The 16,966-nt window shown below is 69.3% G+C and carries 14 protein-coding genes and 1 pseudogene; 9 read left to right on the top strand and 6 right to left on the bottom strand.

What is annotated here, in order from left to right; translation table 11 throughout:
* Nucleotides 1-20: 20 nt before the first annotated feature.
* Together glsA and glnII are read left to right on the top strand one after the other, a co-directional pair.
* Nucleotides 21-1,658, top strand: coding sequence for a glutaminase A (gene glsA, locus OG293_RS15400; protein ID WP_405999361.1), 1,638 nt, complete (start codon nt 21-23; stop codon nt 1,656-1,658).
* 155 nt (nt 1,659-1,813) lie between these two features.
* Nucleotides 1,814-2,833, top strand: coding sequence for a glutamine synthetase (gene glnII / locus OG293_RS15395; RefSeq protein WP_405999360.1), 1,020 nt, complete (start codon nt 1,814-1,816; stop codon nt 2,831-2,833).
* A 397-nt stretch (nt 2,834-3,230) separates the two neighbouring features.
* On the opposite strand, the gene OG293_RS15390 is transcribed toward glnII, so the two are convergent.
* The 3 genes from OG293_RS15390 to OG293_RS15380 form a co-directional block, all read right to left on the bottom strand.
* On the bottom strand, nt 3,231-4,490 hold the full coding sequence (locus OG293_RS15390) for an ammonium transporter (protein WP_405999359.1): 1,260 nt from the start codon (nt 4,488-4,490) through the stop codon (nt 3,231-3,233).
* 1,045 nt (nt 4,491-5,535) lie between these two features.
* A complete protein-coding gene (locus OG293_RS15385) occupies nt 5,536-6,192 on the bottom strand; it encodes a M15 family metallopeptidase (RefSeq protein ID WP_405999358.1) in 657 nt (218 codons plus the stop codon).
* 238 nt (nt 6,193-6,430) lie between these two features.
* Complete coding sequence (locus OG293_RS15380) at nt 6,431-8,647, bottom strand: bifunctional 3'-5' exonuclease/DNA polymerase (RefSeq protein WP_405999357.1); 2,217 nt, start codon at nt 8,645-8,647, stop codon at nt 6,431-6,433.
* Between OG293_RS15380 and OG293_RS15375 the strand changes: the two genes are divergently transcribed.
* The 4 genes from OG293_RS15375 (at nt 8,625) to OG293_RS15360 (ending at nt 12,062) form a co-directional block, all read left to right on the top strand.
* Nucleotides 8,625-8,891 carry a zinc-binding dehydrogenase gene (locus OG293_RS15375; RefSeq protein WP_405999356.1) on the top strand — a complete coding sequence of 89 codons (267 nt, stop codon included), beginning with the start codon at nt 8,625-8,627 and terminating at the stop codon, nt 8,889-8,891. The genes OG293_RS15380 and OG293_RS15375 overlap by 23 nt on opposite strands.
* 98 nt (nt 8,892-8,989) lie before the next feature.
* A complete protein-coding gene (locus tag OG293_RS15370) occupies nt 8,990-9,640 on the top strand; it encodes a lipoprotein (protein ID WP_405999355.1) in 651 nt (216 codons plus the stop codon).
* 328 nt (nt 9,641-9,968) lie between these two features.
* The gene (locus tag OG293_RS15365) at nt 9,969-10,808 is read left to right on the top strand and encodes a nitrilase-related carbon-nitrogen hydrolase (RefSeq protein ID WP_405999354.1); all 840 of its coding nucleotides are present in this window, start codon (nt 9,969-9,971) and stop codon (nt 10,806-10,808) included.
* Between the two features lie 108 nt (nt 10,809-10,916).
* Nucleotides 10,917-12,062, top strand: coding sequence for a DUF2786 domain-containing protein (locus OG293_RS15360; protein ID WP_405999353.1), 1,146 nt, complete (start codon nt 10,917-10,919; stop codon nt 12,060-12,062).
* A gap of 190 nt (nt 12,063-12,252) precedes the next feature.
* Here OG293_RS15360 and OG293_RS15355 read toward each other — a convergent pair whose 3' ends face one another.
* Nucleotides 12,253-12,720, bottom strand: coding sequence for a hypothetical protein (locus OG293_RS15355; RefSeq protein WP_405999352.1), 468 nt, complete (start codon nt 12,718-12,720; stop codon nt 12,253-12,255).
* A 39-nt stretch (nt 12,721-12,759) separates the two neighbouring features.
* A pseudogene (locus tag OG293_RS15350) lies at nt 12,760-12,877 on the bottom strand (30S ribosomal protein S14); the annotation flags it as partial.
* Nucleotides 12,878-13,252: 375 nt separating this feature from the next.
* Between OG293_RS15350 and OG293_RS15345 the strand changes: the two are divergent.
* The gene (locus tag OG293_RS15345; RefSeq protein ID WP_405999351.1) at nt 13,253-13,495 is read left to right on the top strand and encodes a DUF397 domain-containing protein; all 243 of its coding nucleotides are present in this window, start codon (nt 13,253-13,255) and stop codon (nt 13,493-13,495) included.
* 169 nt (nt 13,496-13,664) lie between these two features.
* On the opposite strand, the gene OG293_RS15340 is transcribed toward OG293_RS15345, so the two are convergent.
* A complete protein-coding gene (locus OG293_RS15340) occupies nt 13,665-14,174 on the bottom strand; it encodes an ATP-binding protein (RefSeq protein ID WP_405999350.1) in 510 nt (169 codons plus the stop codon).
* A 312-nt stretch (nt 14,175-14,486) separates the two neighbouring features.
* Between OG293_RS15340 and OG293_RS15335 the strand changes: the two genes are divergently transcribed.
* On the top strand, nt 14,487-15,350 hold the full coding sequence (locus tag OG293_RS15335; protein WP_405999349.1) for a helix-turn-helix domain-containing protein: 864 nt from the start codon (nt 14,487-14,489) through the stop codon (nt 15,348-15,350).
* Between the two features lie 70 nt (nt 15,351-15,420).
* Nucleotides 15,421-16,878 (top strand): aldehyde dehydrogenase family protein, encoded by a 1,458-nt coding sequence (locus OG293_RS15330; protein ID WP_405999348.1) that lies wholly within the window; start codon nt 15,421-15,423, stop codon nt 16,876-16,878.
* The last annotated feature ends 88 nt before the right edge of the window (nt 16,879-16,966 follow it).

The following is a 16,966-nucleotide window of genomic DNA, read 5'->3' as shown; positions in this document are numbered from 1 at the left end:
GAACGGGGAGCGAAGCCAAAGTGAGGAGCTCCAGCAGCACCCCTGATACCGACGCCGTGCGGCGGGCGGCGGGGAAGAGTACAGACGACGAACTCGGCGGAGTGCGGGAGCTGTTCGACTCCTTCAAGAAGGATGCCAAGGGGTGCATCTCGCGCGTCGAGATCATGGAGCGACTCCGACAGGCGGGCATCACTCCCGAAGATCCGCGCATCAGGGACATCTGGGCCTCGCTGGAGGCGTCGGACGGCGACGACCAACGGCTGGACCTGGCACGGTTCACCAAGCTGTGCCAGCGGAACCGACGGCTGCTGGCCCGTGCCATCACCGGTGAGCTCGTCATCCCGGACTTTCCCTCCTTGGTGGCCGACATCACCGAGATCTACGAGAGTCTGCTGCCCGACAAGCGCGGCCATGTGGCTGACTACATTCCCCAGTTGAAGCGGGTGCCGCCGGACCAGTTCGCCATCGCGGTCTGCACGGTGGACGGGCAGCGGTTCACGCTCGGCGACTTCGGCGAGAGCTTTTGCGTGCAGTCGGTCTGCAAACCGATCAACTACTGCCTCACGCTGGAGGGGCACGGTGCCGAGGTGGTCCACCAGCACGTGGGACGGGAGCCGAGCGGACTCGGGTTCAACGAACTGTCGGTCAACGGGAACGGTCTCCCCCACAATCCGATGATCAACTCCGGTGCCATCATGAGTTGTTCGCTCATCGAGGCGTCACTCGACATCGCCGACCGATTCGACTACGTCGCGGACACCTGGCGGCGGCTGTCGGGCGGCAGCCCCGTCGGATTCAACAACGCCGTCTACCTCTCCGAGCGGCAGACGGCCGACCGCAACTTCGCCCTCGGCTACTTCATGCGCGAGCACGGCGCCTTCCCGGCCGGCGTCAACCTGATCGAGACGCTGGAGTTCTACTTCCAGTGCTGTTCGGTCGAACTCGACGCCGCTGGCCTGGCTTCCGTGGCCTCCACCCTCGCCAACGGCGGCGTCGTGCCCCTCTCCGGCGACCGGGTCTTCTCGACCGGCACCGTTCAGAAGTGCCTCTCCCTCATGTCGTCCTGCGGCATGTACGACTACTCCGGTGAGTTCGCCTTCACCATCGGCCTGCCGGCCAAGAGCGGGGTGTCCGGGGCCCTCATGCTCGTCATCCCGCAGGTCATGGGGATCGCCATCTGGTCGCCCCGCCTCGACGCGCTGGGAAACTCCGTACGCGGCATCGAGTTCTGCAAGCAACTGGTTGCCAAGTACAACTTCCACGTGTACGACTCCCTCGTAGGAGACGACCGGCAGGGCAAGCGCGACCCGCGGCTGCAGAAGAACCAGACGGCGATCGAGGGAACGATCCAGCTCCTCTGGGCGGCGAGCAAGGGCGACGCCGACGGAGTACGTGCCTGTCTGGCGTCGGGAGTCGCATCCTCCTCCAGCGACTACGACGGTCGTACAGCCCTCCACCTGGCAGCTTCCGAGGGGCATCTCGACGTCGTCACCTATCTGTTGGAGCAGGGCGCCGACCTGGCAGCCACAGACCGGTGGGGCGGGACTCCTCTCAGCGACGCGGAGAGTGGCCGCCACACCACGGTCATCGAGGCTTTGAGGCGGGCGGCCGATCCCGCCGCCGTGGCAACTCCCCGGGCCGGCAAGCAGACCGCCTGACCCCCACGGATTCCGGACGAATCCGTACCCACCGACCAGCCGCGCTGCAGGAATCCGCCGTACTGAAAGGTCCCGGCGGATCCGAGCCGGCCATCACCCCCACCACAACGGGACAGGGCCTTCCTGCCCCGGACCCTCCAGGAAAGAAATGAGCCATGAGCTACCGCGCTGAGTACATCTGGATCGACGGTGCCTCACCGACCGCCAAGCTCCGTTCCAAGACGAAGATCCTCGCCGAAGGAGCGGAGCCCTCCGTCTGGGGCTTCGACGGATCCAGCACCAACCAGGCCGAGGGCCACGCCTCGGACCGCGTCCTCGAGCCGGTGTTCTCCTGCCCGGACCCGATCCGCGGCGGCGACAACGTGCTGGTGCTCTGCGAGGTCGTCAACACCAACGGCACCGCGCACGTGTCCAACACCCGCGCCGAGCTGGTCCCGGTCGCCGAGCGCTTCGCGGCGCAGGCACCCATCTTCGGCATCGAGCAGGAGTACACCTTCTTCGACGGAGCCCGCCCGCTCGGCTTCCCCGAGAGCGGCTTCCCGGCCCCGCAGGGCGGCTACTACTGCGGTGTCGGCGCCGAGGAGATCTTCGGCCGCGAGATAGTCGAGAAGCACCTCGACCGCTGCCTCGCCGCGGGGCTGGGCATCTCCGGCATCAACGCCGAGGTCATGCCCGGCCAGTGGGAGTTCCAGGTCGGCCCGCTCGCCCCGCTGGACGTCGCCGACCAGCTGTGGGTGGCCCGCTGGCTGCTCTACCGCACCGCCGAGGAGTTCGGCGTCTCGGTCACCCTCGACCCCAAGCCGGTCAAGGGCGACTGGAACGGCGCCGGTGCGCACACCAACTTCTCCACCAAGGCGATGCGCGAGGGTTACGACGCGATCATCACCGCGTGCGACTCGCTGGGTGAGGGCTCCAAGCCGCTCGACCACGTCAAGAACTACGGCGCGGGCATCGACGACCGCCTGACGGGCCTGCATGAAACGGCCCCGTGGGACGCGTACAGCTACGGCGTCTCGGACCGCGGCGCCTCGGTCCGTATCCCGTGGCAGGTCGAGCAGGACGGCAAGGGCTACATCGAGGACCGCCGTCCGAACGCCAACGTCGACCCGTATGTCGTCACACGCCTGATCGTCGACACCTGCTGCGCCGCACTGGAGAAGGCCGGCCAGGTCTGACCTGCCAGTTCCGAACCACCAGGGCCGCCCCGGCATCAACGCCGGGGCGGCCCTTGGCAGTTGTGGGGCGTATCCGTGCACGACCCGTGGCCGGTGCGAGGGTGACTTCCCTGGCGGGGGCCGCACCGCGGTGCTCCCGCTACCGGCACGGGGCGCCTTTGGCGGCGGCCTGTGGCACAGCGAGCGCACCGTGGACGTCCCCGGTACGAACCGGGCTCCAGACGAACGAAACGCAAGTGGTGCCCGGTACGGCCGATGTCATGGCCGTACCGGGCACCATCCTGGTTCACCCGAGCCCGGTGCCGGGCGCTTGGGGTTGTTCCGGCTTCAGAGAGCGCCGGGTCCGCGTTCACCGATGCGGATCACGGGGAACACGTCCACAACCGCCGTGGTGAGCTCACGCATTGACCATCGTGCCGGAGGCGGGAACCACGGTGTGCTCGGCCGAGGAGCTGCCCGCCGCGCTGAAGTCGTAGGCGGTCTCGGCGTGGAAGGCCTGGTCGACACCGGAGGTCTCGTCGTCCTCGACCGCCCGGAATCCGATCGTCACTTCGACGATCTTCGCCAGGATCCAGGTGACGACGAAGGAGAACCCCATCACGGAGAACGCACCGACCGCCTGCTTGCCCAGCTGCGCCAGACCACCCAGGCCGTCGATGGCCAGGACGCCCACGAGCAGGGTGCCGACCAGACCGCCCACCAGGTGGACACCGACGACATCCAGCGAGTCGTCGTAACCCAGCCTGTACTTGAGATTCACCGCCCAGGAGCACAGCACACCCGCCACGACACCGATGAGGATCGCGCCGAAGGCGTTGACGTGCGCGCCGGAGGGGGTGATGGCCACCAGGCCGGCGACCGCCCCGGACGCGGCACCCACCGTGGTGAAGGCCCCGTTCCGGATCCGCTCGTACGCCAGCCATCCGAGCATCGCGGCACCTGTGGCGACCTGTGTGTTCAGTGCCATGTTGGCCGCCGTGCCGTTGGCCGCGAGGGCGGAGCCGGCGTTGAATCCGAACCAGCCGAACCACAGCAGACCCGCGCCCAGCATCACCAGGGGCAGGCTGTGGGGGCGCATCTGCTCGCTCCTGAACCCGATCCGCTTGCCCACCACGAGCACCACGGCGAGCGCCCCGACACCCGCGTTGATGTGGACCGCTGCGCCGCCCGCAAAGTCGATCACCCCGAGCTTGAACAGCCAGCCGTCGGCCTGCCACACCCAGTGCGCGACGGGGAAGTACACCAGCGACACCCACAGGGTGATGAAGAGCGCCCAGGCACTGAACTTCACGCGATCGGCCACTGCCCCGCTCATCAACGCCGGGGTGATGATCGCGAACATCAGCTGGAACAGTACGAAGGCAAAGACCGGGATGCCCTCCTTGCCACCGGTGAGCGTCTCGGCAGTGATTCCCTTGAGGCCGATGTGGTCGAGGTTGCCCAACAGCCCGCCCCCGAGGTCGTCACCGAAGGCGAGCGAGTACCCGTAGAGCACCCACAGCACGGTGACGATGCCGAGCGAGATAAAGGACATCATGAGCATGTTGAGGGCGCTCTTCACCCTCACCATGCCGCCGTAGAAGAATGCGAGGCCGGGCGTCATCAACATGACGAGCGCGGCACTGATCAATACGAAGGCGGTATCTGCGCCATTCAAAGCCTGTGACTCCTCGTGGATCGCACCGTCCTGGATCGCTCGGGGACGGTGATACGTGAATCTTCGGTGGCGTGGGTCCGAGCGGAACCGCCGGTGCGCGACTCGTGCGCGACCGGCGGGAATCGCATCGGCTCAGACCGTGGCGTCAGGCCCGGCTCTCGTGTCCGCGCACGTGCCGCAGTCGGTGGCCCACCTCGTCGCTCTGGTCGGTGAGAGACGTGAGTGATCGCCGTCCGGCGATTGCGCCCTGCCGCTGATGGCTCCAGGCCTGAAGCCGCACGTGCCGGTCGAGTCCTTCTCCCGCTCGGCGGAAGAGGCGTCGGCGACCAGCCGCCAGCCGAACCCCCGAAGCCCTATGTGATCAAGCGCGGCTACGACTTCACAACCCAGCACCGCGGCTCCGGGCAAAGACTTCGGTATCGCACCCGTAGGACCCTTCGGTACGGCGAAGTTCCGCCATCACGTCACGGTCCGGCGCAGCAAAACCTTTCGGTTTCGGTCCACCCAGGCCAGGACGTGGTGCCCCAACGCTTCGGCGCGCAGCCTCCGTGTGAGGGGTGTCGTGACGGCCTGCCGGGGACCTCTTCAGGAAGGGCGCCGCAGCGTGCCCGCAGCCCGGAGGACGGTCCTGCGGCCCCGCTCGCAGGAAACCGGATCTCGTCTCGCGGAGTCCTCCAGCTCACCCCGTTGTGGTTCTTCCCCGTCGCCTTCGGCCTGTACGGTTTCGCCTCCCGGCGACCGCTGCGCCACCTCGCCGCAGGGCGGGCCGGGACCCTTGGCGAGGCCGCCCGCATCTCCATCGACGTGGCAGGCTACTGGGCCGCTCTGGTGCTCTTCCCGTTCCTGGTGCGGAGGCGGCGCAGTTCCCATCTTGTCTCGCTGGCTGCGGCGGCGTTTCTGGACCGTGCTGCTCTGGCTCTTCTTCGCGCTGCTCTTCCCGGCCCTCTGAGCGCGGGAGGCTGTGGTTCCGTCCCGCGCCGTGCGGCAGACGGGTTCCAGCGGCCCCGCCCGTGAGCGCCTTAGGTCGGAGTCGGCCGGGCGGGGCTCAGTCGAAGTCCCACGGGCCGTAGACCGCGGCGGCAGCCCCCGTCGTCATGGCCCAGTAGCGGTCTCCGTAGGACCAGTGCCACCACTCCGTCGGATAGTTCACCAGGCCGACTTCGGCCAGGGCCGCCCCCAGGATCTCCCGGTTGGCGCGAGCGGCGGCGCTGATGTTGTCGGCGTGGGTGTAGCAGGCGCCCGCGCTCTCTTCCGGATCGGCGTTCATGCGGGTGCCGAGATCGAGTTCGCGGCCGTCCTCGTCGGCGAGCGTCAGGTCGACGGCCGCTCCGGCGCTGTGCGGGGCGATCTCCGGGGGAGAGACGTAGCGGCTGGCGGCCACATAGATCTCGCTGTCGCTCCACTCGGCGTGCGCGGCGCGCAGTTGGTCCGCGTACTCCTCGAAGTAGTGGCGTTGCACCGCCGGGGGCCGGTAGCCCTCCACGAACAGCAGGCGCAGCCCCTGGGGCAGCAGTGTCTGTGCGTGGAGCAGTCGGCTCAGGAGCCCTTCCCGGACGTGGGAGAAGGCCCCTGCCTCGTCCTTCTTGCGTGCGTCCACCAGCAGTGGCGCTTCGGTGGAGCGGACGTCGACGAGAGGCTCACCGCACTCCCGGACGGTCGCTGCGGCGACGAGAGGATCGGACATCAGGATGATCTTATTCATGGAGGGATCATCTCCCCGCCGCAGTCCGCACCGGCGCCTGACGCGCGCTCAGGGACCGTCGTGGCCGCGGTCAGCGGTACATGCGGCCCACCAGGGCGTCCCAGGCGCGGTCGCCGAGGAGGCGGCGGCAGGCGATATCGAGGAGACCGCCGACGCGATGAACGCGGGCACGGTGGCCGTGCGGGCCAGGTCGAAGACAACGCCGCCTTCCTCAGGATCGTGGAGGAAAGCCGGTGTTTCATTTCGCGTCGGCGTAGCACTCCACCACCGCCGTCGTGAACGGAAACCGCACCGGCGTCTGTCCGAACGCGATCCGCCCGGCCAGTTCGCCGGCGGCGCGGATCGCGTTCGCGACCGCGTCCGCCTCCTGCGCCGGGCAGTGCACGATCACCTCGTCGTGCTGGAAGAAGACCAGCTCCGCGCGCATGCCCGCGGTCGCCTGCCGCAGCGCGGCCAGCATCAGCAGGGCCCAGTCCGCCGCGCTGCCCTGCACCACGAAGTTACGGGTGAAGCGGCCTCGCGCCCGCGCGTTCGACGAGGCGTAGCCGGGTGTGAACTCCGTCTCCGTGGAGGGGGATTCGTCGCTCTCCTGGGGGATTCCCGCCTCCTCGTCCTCCCCCGACCCGGCGGCCCGCGGGCTGGTGCGGCCCAGCCAGGTGCGCACCAGGCGGCCCTCCTCGCCCGCCCGTGCGGCCTCGTCCACATAGGACACGGCGAGCGGGAACCGGCGTCGCAGCATCGCCAGGTTCTTCAGGCCGTCGCCCGAGGTCTGGCCGTAGATCGCACCGAGCAGGGCTACCTTGGCGTGGTCGCGGTCGCCCGAGAACGCCCGGTCGGACAGCGCGGAGTACAGATCGCCGTCATGCCCCGCGACCTCCATCAGGCCCGGGTCGCGGGAGATCGCGGCCAGCACCCGAGGCTCCATCTGGTCGGCGTCCGCGACCACCAGACGCCAGCCCTCGTCCGCGACCACCGCCCGGCGGATCACCTTCGGGATCTGGAGCGCCCCGCCGCCGTTGGTCGTCCAGCGGCCCGAGACCGTGCCGCCGGGCAGATACTCGGGGCGGAAGCGGCCGTCCCGGACCCAGTCCTGGAGCCAGCTCCAGCCGTGCGCCGTCCAGATGCGGTACAGCTTCTTGTACTGGATGAGCGGCTTCACCGCCGGATGGCCGATCTCCTCCAGCTCCCAGCGCCGGGTCGACTTCACCCTGATCCCTGCCTGCGCGAACGCCTTGACCACGTCCGCCGGGAGATCGGGCCGCACCCGCCGGCCGAAGGCCGCCGACACCTCGTCCGCCAGCTCGGCCAGTCTCCGTGGTTCGCCGCCGCCCGCATAGCGCTCGCCCAGCAGCTCGTGCAGTACGTCCCGGTGCATGTCCGCCCGCCAGGGCAGCCCCGCGCGGTTCATCTCCGCGGCCACCAGCATGCCCGCCGACTCGGCGGCCGTCAGCAGCCGCATCCGCCCCGGATGCTCCGCGGCGTCGTGGCGCCGCTGCTGTTCGGCGTAGACCTCCAGAAGCGATTCGAGCGGTACGGCCACGGGCTGAGGTTCGAAGAGCGAGGACTGCGAGCCCGGTTCGGCCGCGCGCTGCGGCGGGTCGGGAGGGACCGGCGCATGGTGCAGTCTGGCCCAGGCCGCCGCCGCCGAGCGGGGCTCCCCGAGCCGTCCTTCGTGGCCGAGGAGAAGCTGCTCCGCGTCCTCGATGTCGTAGCACCGCTCGACACGTACCCCGGCGGCCAGCAGCCGGGGGTAGATCTCGGCGGTGGAGCGCCAGACCCAGCGGCCGACGTCGGGTCGGGAGCGAACTGCCTCGGCGAGATCGGGCTCGTACCGGAGGGGCCCGGCGGGCAGTCCGTCGGGCCCGAGGGGGACGAGCCGTGCGCCGTCGCCCTCCGCCGCAGCCAGAGCCCATCGTTCGCTCATGGGAGCGAGTGTCGCAGCCGGGTCCGACAACGGCCCCGATCGACGCAGCCCCGGCCGTCGGGCCACCGCGTGGAAGAGCGCCGACGCCTCGCCTCGTGAGGCAACGCCCAGCTTGGTCAGGATGTTCGCGACATGGAACTTCACCGTCGACTCGCTGATGTGCAGCTCCTGTGCGATCACCCGGTTGCGGTGCCCACGGGCGAGATCCGCTGGACTACAAGATCCGCTACGGCTGGATGGCACAGTGCAGTCGCCGCGCCGGACGCCGCCGTCGCACAGGCCCTGCGGGACCTGGTCACCAGCCACTTCGACCGGCTTGCCACGGAGCGCCGACCACGCCCGCGGCGCCGTGCAGACCAGCGGATGCAGGTCGGCCGGGGTGATCCGCCCCGCCAGGGCCTGCTCGCCGTACGTCTTGAACGGGGAGTGCGCGCAGTGTGTGGACAGCTCCGCCGCGGCCAGATGCGGGACGAGCCCGTTCAGGGCCTCGGACAGCCGCGGCTGGATCTTGCCGAGAGGCTGGCGGATCACCTCGTCCAAGCCCGCGGGCCTCGGCTGGGCGGCAGCCGCCGCGCTGCCCGTCGCCACGTTCTCGGCGGGCGGTACGGAGCCTGGGGAGATCGCTCTGGCGGAGCACGTCCGGCTGGCGGCAGAGGGCCGGCTCAGCATCCCGGTCGCCGAGGTCTTCCCGCTGGAGGAGGCCGCCAAGGCGCACGCGCTGAGCGAGACGGGCCATGAGCGGGGCAAGCTGGTGATCATTCCGTCCCAGGGATGAACCGGGGCGACGGCCTTCCGGGCCACCTCTAGGATCGATCACTGCTGATCGAATGGACCCAGGGGTGGGGAATCGTGGTACGAGGTCTGATACGCGGCGTGAATTCCGGGCTGGTCCCGGCCGTGCTGCTGGTGGGAGTACTGTCCGGCTGCTCGTCGGAGTCGGAGCCGGACAGCCCCGCCGACGGGGGAAAGGCGAGCGCGAAGCCCGCCGCGAAGGGGGAGTCGCCCGCCGCGCAGGGGGAGGGGACCCCGGTCGCGAAGCAGGCAGGAACGGTCGGAGGCACGGGGTCGCCGTGCGCCCTGCCCGTCTCGTTCGACCTCGCGGCGGGCTGGAAGCCGCAGGCCGTCAAGGACGACCCGACGTTCGGGCTGACCAAGCAGGGGCCCGTCACCCTTGTCTGTGAGATCGACGCGAAGCCCGCCGGGAACATCGGCTTCATCCGCGTCTGGACCGAGGCAGCCGGGCACACCGATCCGCGCGCGGCCCTCGAAGCGTTCGTCGCCAAGGAGACGGCGAGTCGGGACAAGGTGGCGTACACACAGACGAAGGCGGGGCAGTTCGCCGCGACCGAGGTCACCTATGTCAACACCGACGAGGTCCTGGACGCGCCCAAGAACGAGCGGGCGTTCGCCCTCAAGACGCCGAAGGGGCTGGTCGTCGTGCATCTCGGCGGGCTCGACAACGAGGAGCACAAGGGGATGCTCCCGGCGTACGAACTGGCGAAGAAGAGCGTGCGCGCCGCCTGACGGGGGGACGGGCGTGCCCGCGCGGGCCCTCCGGCTCTGCGGCCGGTACGTCCCACGGGCCCGGATTCCTCTCCGGGCGCGCGGATTCCTCTCCGGGCCGCGCATTCCCTGGGTGCGTAGCCCGTACCCGTACCCGTACCCGTACCCGTACCCGTACCCGTACCCGTGCCTGTGCCTATGCCCGTGCCTGTGCGGCGGCCGGTGAACATGCGCATGCCTGCTGCGTACGCCTGTGCGCGCCTGTGCATGCGCACAAGCCCGGGAGGCCTGTCTCCGTACCAGGCCGCCCGAGGTGCCCGATCGCCCTCGCGCGTGCGAGGCTCGGTGCATGCGAGTGGCACTGGCGCAGACCGACTGCGTACTGGGCGACGTGGACGGCAATGTCGCGACGGCCCGGGAGCAGATCGAGCAGGCCGTCGCTCAGGGAGCCGACCTCGTCGTGTTCCCCGAGCTGAGCCTGCACGGCTACCACCTCGGCGCGCTGCGCGGGGACACCTCGGTCGAGGCACGTGATCCACGGCTGCTGGACCTTGGAACGCACGGCGCGGACGTACTGGTCGGGTTCCACGAACACAGCGCTCTGCGGGCGCACAACACCTGCGCGTACTACAGCGGCGGTGAACTCCTGCACACCCACCGCAAGCTGTATCTGCCCAACTATCTGGCCTGGGAGGAGCGCAAGCACGTCAGCCCCGGCCAGTTGCTGCGCGCGTACGACCTGCCGCGCGGGGTGGGCCGGGCGGCCACGCTCATCTGCAACGACGCCTGGCAGCCGGTGCTGCCGTGGCTCGCCGTCCAGGACGGGGCCGAGGTGGTCTTCGTACCGGCGAACAGTGCCGCGAGCCTCGATCCCGAGGCGATGGACACCGGGCTCTACTGGGACAGCCTGCTCTCCTACACCGCCCGGATGCTCCAGTGCTGGGTCGTCTTCGTGAACCGGGTGGGGAGCGAGAACGGGGCGTCGTTCTGGGGCGGCTCACGGGTGGTCGACCCGCGCGGGAACGTGGTGGCGCAGGCACCCAAATGGGAGCCCGCGCTCGTCACCGTGGACATCGACGTCCACGAGGCGCGGCGGCAGCGGCGGGCGGTGCCGCTGGTGGCGGAGGCGCGCCTCGGAGTGATCGACCGCGAGGTGCGCAGGCTGATAGACGAGGGCGGGGACAGCTAGCTCTCGTCTGGATCTTGCCGGGCTCGCGTGCCCTGGCACCGCGACAAAGGCCCGTGGGCCCGTCGGGGTAGGTCCGGCCCCCGAGGGTCCCGTGGGATCATCTGACCCGTGAGCACGGTCGGCACGGTCGAGAAGGCGCTCGCCGTCGCGTTGTACGCCGACGGCCACGACGGGCTCGACACCGGTGCGTCCCTGCTGGCAGCGGATCCGGCGGCCGACGAGGAGCTGAGGGCGCGCGGCGAGGAGTTCGTGCGCCGGGCCTGGGAGCGCGGCTGGCAGCCGGCCGATGTCGTACGCATCGTTCGGAGTGACCTCGACGAGGTGCACGAGCGGCTGGTCGCAGCCCTGATCACGACGGAGGGCGAGCGGTACGAGCACCTCGCCCCGCGCTGGACGGCACAAGTGGCCGACCTGGCCGAACTGGCGCGGGAGCCCCGCCGGGCGGACCGTTTCTCGTACGCGACCGCCGTGCTGGAGCTGTACCGCCTGCTGGTCAGGCTCCCGGCGATCGAACCGGTCGGGCCCGTCCCGGGCGCACCCCTGTCCGCGGAGCCCTCGCCGCACGAGCCGCGCATGCTCGGCCGGATCCGGGCGCTGCTCGCGAAGGCTGAGGCGACCGGCTTTCCGCAGGAGGCCGAGGCGCTCACCGCAAAGGCGCAGGAACTGATGGCCCGGCACAGCCTGGACGAGGCGATGCTCGCCGCGCGGTCCCATCGCCCCGATGTGCCGGCGGCCTGCCGGATCGGCGTGGATCCGCCGTACGAGACGGCCAAGGCGATCCTGCTCGACGCGGTCGCCTCGGCGAACCGCTGCCGGGCGGTGTGGAACAGCGCCTTCGGCTTCTCGACGGTGGTCGGCTTCGAGGGCGACCTGGAGGCGGTCGAGCTGCTGCACACTTCGCTGCTGGTCCAGGGCACAGCGGCGATGACCCGCTCGGAGGCGGGCCAGCGTGCGGGTGGCCGCAAGCGGACGAAGACTTTCCGTCAGTCGTTCCTCATGGCGTACGCGGCCCGCCTCGGCGAACGCCTCACGGCGGCGACGGACGCGGTCACGGCGGCGGACGCGGACGCGGGGGATCTGCTGCCGGTGCTGGCCGCGCGGGACGTCGCCGTCACCGACCGCACGGAGGAGATGTTCCCCCGGACGACGACGACACGCGTCCGCGGAGCAACGGACGAGGCGGGCTGGACCCATGGCCGGGCCGCGGCGGACGATGCGCACCTGGCGCGGGAGCGGGGACGGCTCGCGCCGTGAATCCACGGCCGTGGCGTGGTGGTCAGGGCGGGAACCGGCAGCTCGTGTACCCGGCGCGCCCGGCGCCTCCGCCCCGCAAGACGGGCCCCGTGCCTCCGCCTCGCGAGAACTGCGGGCCGCCAACCCCCGAGGGTTCGCGGCCCGCTGTCTGCTCGTTCACGCCTCAGCGCCTCAGCGCCTCACGGCGTCCTCAGGGCATGGGGATGCTGGTCGGAAGTCCCTTCGGCAGCTTCCCGGGCTCCGTCTTCGTGAGCGTGTCCTTCGCGCCGGCGTCCCACGAGACCACCAGCTTCTTGCCGTCGTTCGACACGATCGAGCCCATCGTGCGGTCGGTGTTCCCGTCCGCGCACTTCATCGACAGCATCGGCTTGCCGCTCATGTCCGCGACCGCGCCCGTGCAGACGTGGCCGTCCGCGACGACCACCGCGGTCTTGCCCGCGACGGACAGTGCGACGGCCTTGCCGTTGCTGACGCCGGACCACGCGCCTTCGGCACTCTGCTGGGCGCCGCCGGAGCTGCCGTCCTGGCCCGCGCTCGTCGGCGCGTCCGAGGCCTTGTCCTTGGTGGCGTCATCACTGTCGCTGCTGCCGCAGCCGGTCAGTGCGAGCGCGGCGACGAGCCCCGCCGCGGCGACTGACACACGTACGCGCTTGTGCACCTATCGGTCCCCCTAGTCGGTTGCCAAGACCGCGCAAAGCTACCAGGAGGACGTGCGCACGCCCGGAGCGAACCCGGCGTGCGCCTGTGCGCGCAGCCGCACCCGTGACAGGGCCGAACTTCCGCCGATGGCCCCGAGGCCGGCCGTCCCCTCCGTCCGGAACGGCTCTATCGGGGGCTGGCTCACGGCGGCCGGGAGTCGCGGTGGCCGGAGTCGCGGTGGACGGGCCCGAATGGACCTTGGAGCCGGAATGGCGCGGGATACGTCTCTTCCTTGTGCACGGGTGATTCGACACCGACGACCCGGCCCGGATGGTGGCCCGCCCGATCACGGGCGGCGGCCGGCGGTCGCGGGTCCTCCAGGCGCTGGGCGCGACGCCGGAGAGGCTCTGGCAGGAGCCCGAGAAGCTGTAATCGAAAGACCACCCCGCGTGCACGTGCATCTGCTCATGCGTCTGCTCATGCATCGACATATGAACAGAGCTATGATCCGGGATAGTTGACACCTGCACCTTGCACCCCGGGAGCGACTTGTGCACCACGTGTACAACGGCATGGCGGCCACGGAGCTTCACGGTGTCGTCTGGCAGAAGAGCAGGCACAGCAACTCCCAAGGATCATGCGTGGAGTTGGCCAAGCTTCCCGGCGGAGACGTGGCGATGCGCAACTCACGGCACCCCGACGGCCCCGCACTCGTATATACGCCTGCGGAGATCGAAGCGTTGCTTCTGGGCGTCAAGGACGGTGAATTCGATCATCTGATCGCGGGGAGCTAGGGCCTTTCCTTGAGGTCGAGCCCCGCAAGATCCGAAGGGCGCGTCCCTGGGCCCTGGTCTCCGAAACGAGGGGAGCCGGCCCCAGCAGGGGCCGCTCAACCCGCGAGAGAGCATCCAGGGCCTCTCGTTTGGATCAGGCCGGACTAGCGCTGATCCAAACGAAAGGCCCTCAGCCGAGCCGGAAGAGGGCCCAGACCACCTTGCCGTGCAGCGAACCGGCGAGCGGGTGCCAGCCCCAGCTGTCGCTGAAGGAGTCCACAAGAAACAGGCCCCGGCCGGACTCGGCCGCGCCACTGGGGTCGGGAAAAGCGGTGTCACCGCTCTCGCCGGCCGCACCCGGGCTGTCGTGGCTCGGGTCGCGTACGGCACAGACGAGCCGGCTCGTCCAGCGCATCAGATGCAGCCGTACGGGAGGTTCGTGGCTCTCCCGCGGGGACTCCGCGGGCAGCGCGTGCCGCAGCGCGTTGGTGACGAGTTCGGAGACGACGAGTGCGACATCGTCGAAACGGTCGCTGAGATCCCACTGGCCGAGCGTCGTCCTGGTGAACTGCCGTGCCCCACGCACCGCTTCGAAGCGGGCGGGCAGGGCGCACGAGGCGGAGCTGGAGACCGCTGCGGGATCGATAGGGGGAAGCCCCTGCCGTAACGGCTCGAGCATGGTCGATCCATTCATCCCCATGCGAGGCACTCCCGGGAATCGCGGCTGTGACGCTACAACACGAACGAGCATGCAGGTGCGCGAGGACCATGGTTCCCAATGCGTAGGGCAGATGCAAGGGCAGATGCACGTGCACGCGCCGGACCTGTCCGGCCCCGTGGTGGTTCTTGCTCATTTCTTCCACCAATCTCTTTCGCTCCCTCCCCAAGGGCGTCTCATTTCCGTAATCGAATGAGTACGGGCTGAAGCGTTTTGGTGGCAGAATCCCGGGTCTCGGGGCTCGGGGGTGCTCCGGTACAACACACCTATGAGTCGATGGGGAGGGTTGGAGTCGTGACCGCAGGCGAGTCGAGCGGTTCCGTGGTGCGGCGCATCCTGTTGGGCTCGCAGCTGAGACGGCTGCGTGAATCGCGCGGCATCACCCGAGAGGCCGCCGGGTACTCGATCCGCGCCTCCGAATCAAAGATCAGCCGCATGGAGTTGGGCCGGGTGAGCTTCAAGGCGAGGGACGTCGAGGATCTGCTGACGCTCTACGGAGTCACCGACGAAGCGGAACGAGGGTCCTTGCTCGGCCTCGCCAAGGAGGCCAATGTCGCCGGGTGGTGGCACAGCTTCGGTGACGTACTGCCCGGCTGGTTCCAGACATATGTCGGCCTGGAGGGTGCCGCGTCGCTTATCCGGATCTACGAAGTGCAGTTCGTGCACGGCCTGCTCCAGACCGAGTCGTACGCCCATGCCGTCGTCGCCCGCGGCATCCCGAACGCTCCCCGCGGTGAGATCGACCGCCGTGTCGCGCTGCGTCTGGGGCGCCAGAAGGTGCTCGTGTCCGAGCGTGCCCCGCGCTTCCACGCCATCCTCGACGAGGCCGCGCTGCGCCGGCCGTACGGCGACCGCGCTGTCATGCAGGGCCAGTTGAGGCATCTGATCGACATCTCCGAGCAGTCGAACATCACGCTCCAGGTGATGCCGTTCAGCTTCGGCGGCCACGCGGGCGAGAGTGGCTCCTTCACCATGCTGCGGTTCCCCGAGTCGGACCTCTCCGACATCGTCTATCTGGAGCAGCTCACCAGCGCCCTTTACCTCGACAAACGCGAGGAAGTGGGCCAGTACGAACGGGTGATGCGGCGTCTGCAGGAGGACAGCCCCGATCCGGCCGAGAGCCGGGATCTTCTCCGTGGTCTCCTCCAACTCATCTGAAACGCCAGTACGATGACGTGACATCAGGCATCTGCTCCCAGCAGTCTTCTGCGGTAAGGAACCGGATCACATGTCCTTCTTCACCGAGCTGGCCCACCAGTACATCGATGGCGAGTGGAGGCCGGGCAGCGGCTCCTGGGACATCATCGATTTCAACCCGTACGACGGGGAGAAGCTGGCCTCCATCCCCGTGGCCACGGCCGCCGAGGTCGACCAGGCGTACCGCGCCGCGGAGCGTGCGCAGCAGCCCTGGGCCGACACCAACCCGTACGCCCGCCGCCTTGTCTTCGAGCGCGCCCTGCGCATCATCGAGGACCGCGAGCAGGAGATCACCGAGACGATCATCGCGGAGCTGGGAGGCACCCACCTCAAAGCCGCGTTCGAGCTCCACCTCGCCAAGGAGTTCCTGCGCGAGGCGGTTCAGCTCTCGCTGCGCCCCGAGGGCCGCATCCTGCCCTCGCCGGTCGACGGCAAGGAGAACCGCGTCTACCGCCTGCCGGTCGGCGTCGTCGGTGTCATCAGCCCCTTCAACTTCCCTTTCCTGCTGTCGATCAAGTCGGTCGCCCCGGCGCTGGCGCTGGGCAACGCGGTGGTCCTCAAGCCGCACCAGAACACCCCGATCTGCGGCGGTTCCCTGGTCGCCAAGGTCTTCGAGGACGCGGGACTGCCCGCCGGTCTGCTCAATGTCGTCATCACCGACATAGCCGAGATAGGTGACGCGCTGCTGGAGCACCCGGTGCCGAAGGCGATCTCCTTCACCGGCTCCGACAAGGTGGGGCGGCATGTCGCCACGGTCTGCGCGGCCAGCTTCAAGCGCGCCATCCTCGAACTGGGCGGCAACAGCGCGCTGATCGTCCTTGAGGACGCGGACATCGACTACGCCGTCGACGCGGCTGTCTTCAGCCGTTACGTGCACCAGGGCCAGGTCTGCATGGCCGCCAACCGTGTGCTGGTGGACCGCGCGGTGGAGAAGGAGTTCACCGAGAAGTTCGTCGCCAAGGTCAGGACCCTGAAGGTCGGCGACCCGGCGGACCCGGCCACCCACATAGGCCCGCTCATCAACTCCACGCAGGCCGAAGCGGTCACGGCGCTGGTCGACCAGACCGTCGAGGCCGGTGCGACCGCGCTGCTGCACGGTGGCTCCGAGGGCAATCTGGTCCAGCCGTCGGTGCTGACGGGCCTTGCCGCCGACTCACCGGTGCTCCAGCAGGAGATCTTCGGCCCGGTGGCGCTGATCGTGCCCTTCGACGGCGAGGACGAGGCGGTCAGGATCGCCAACGACACTCCCTACGGCCTGAGCGGTGCGGTGCACACTGGGGACATCGAGCGCGGTGTGCGGATCGCCCAGCGGATCAACACCGGGATGATCCACATCAATGACGGCACGGTCCACGACGAGCCCATCGTTCCGTTCGGCGGCGAGAAGCACTCGGGCAGCGGCCGGCTGAACGGCGAGTCGATGATCGAGGCGTTCACCACCCAGAAGTGGATCTCCGTGCAGTACGGGCGCTCGCGCTTCCCGTTCTGAGTGCCCGAATCCCCGCTTCCCCGATCTGAATTCTCTCGTGCCCCGGATTCTCTCGTGCCACGGACCCTTGCGGACGGAAACTGACCGC

Origin of the sequence: Streptomyces sp. NBC_00829 (assembly GCF_045161795.1) — a bacterium.
Taxonomy (GTDB): Bacteria; Actinomycetota; Actinomycetes; order Streptomycetales; family Streptomycetaceae; genus Streptomyces.
The sequence above is the reverse complement of the archived record's forward strand: the minus strand, read 5'-3'. Positions and strand labels throughout refer to the sequence as shown.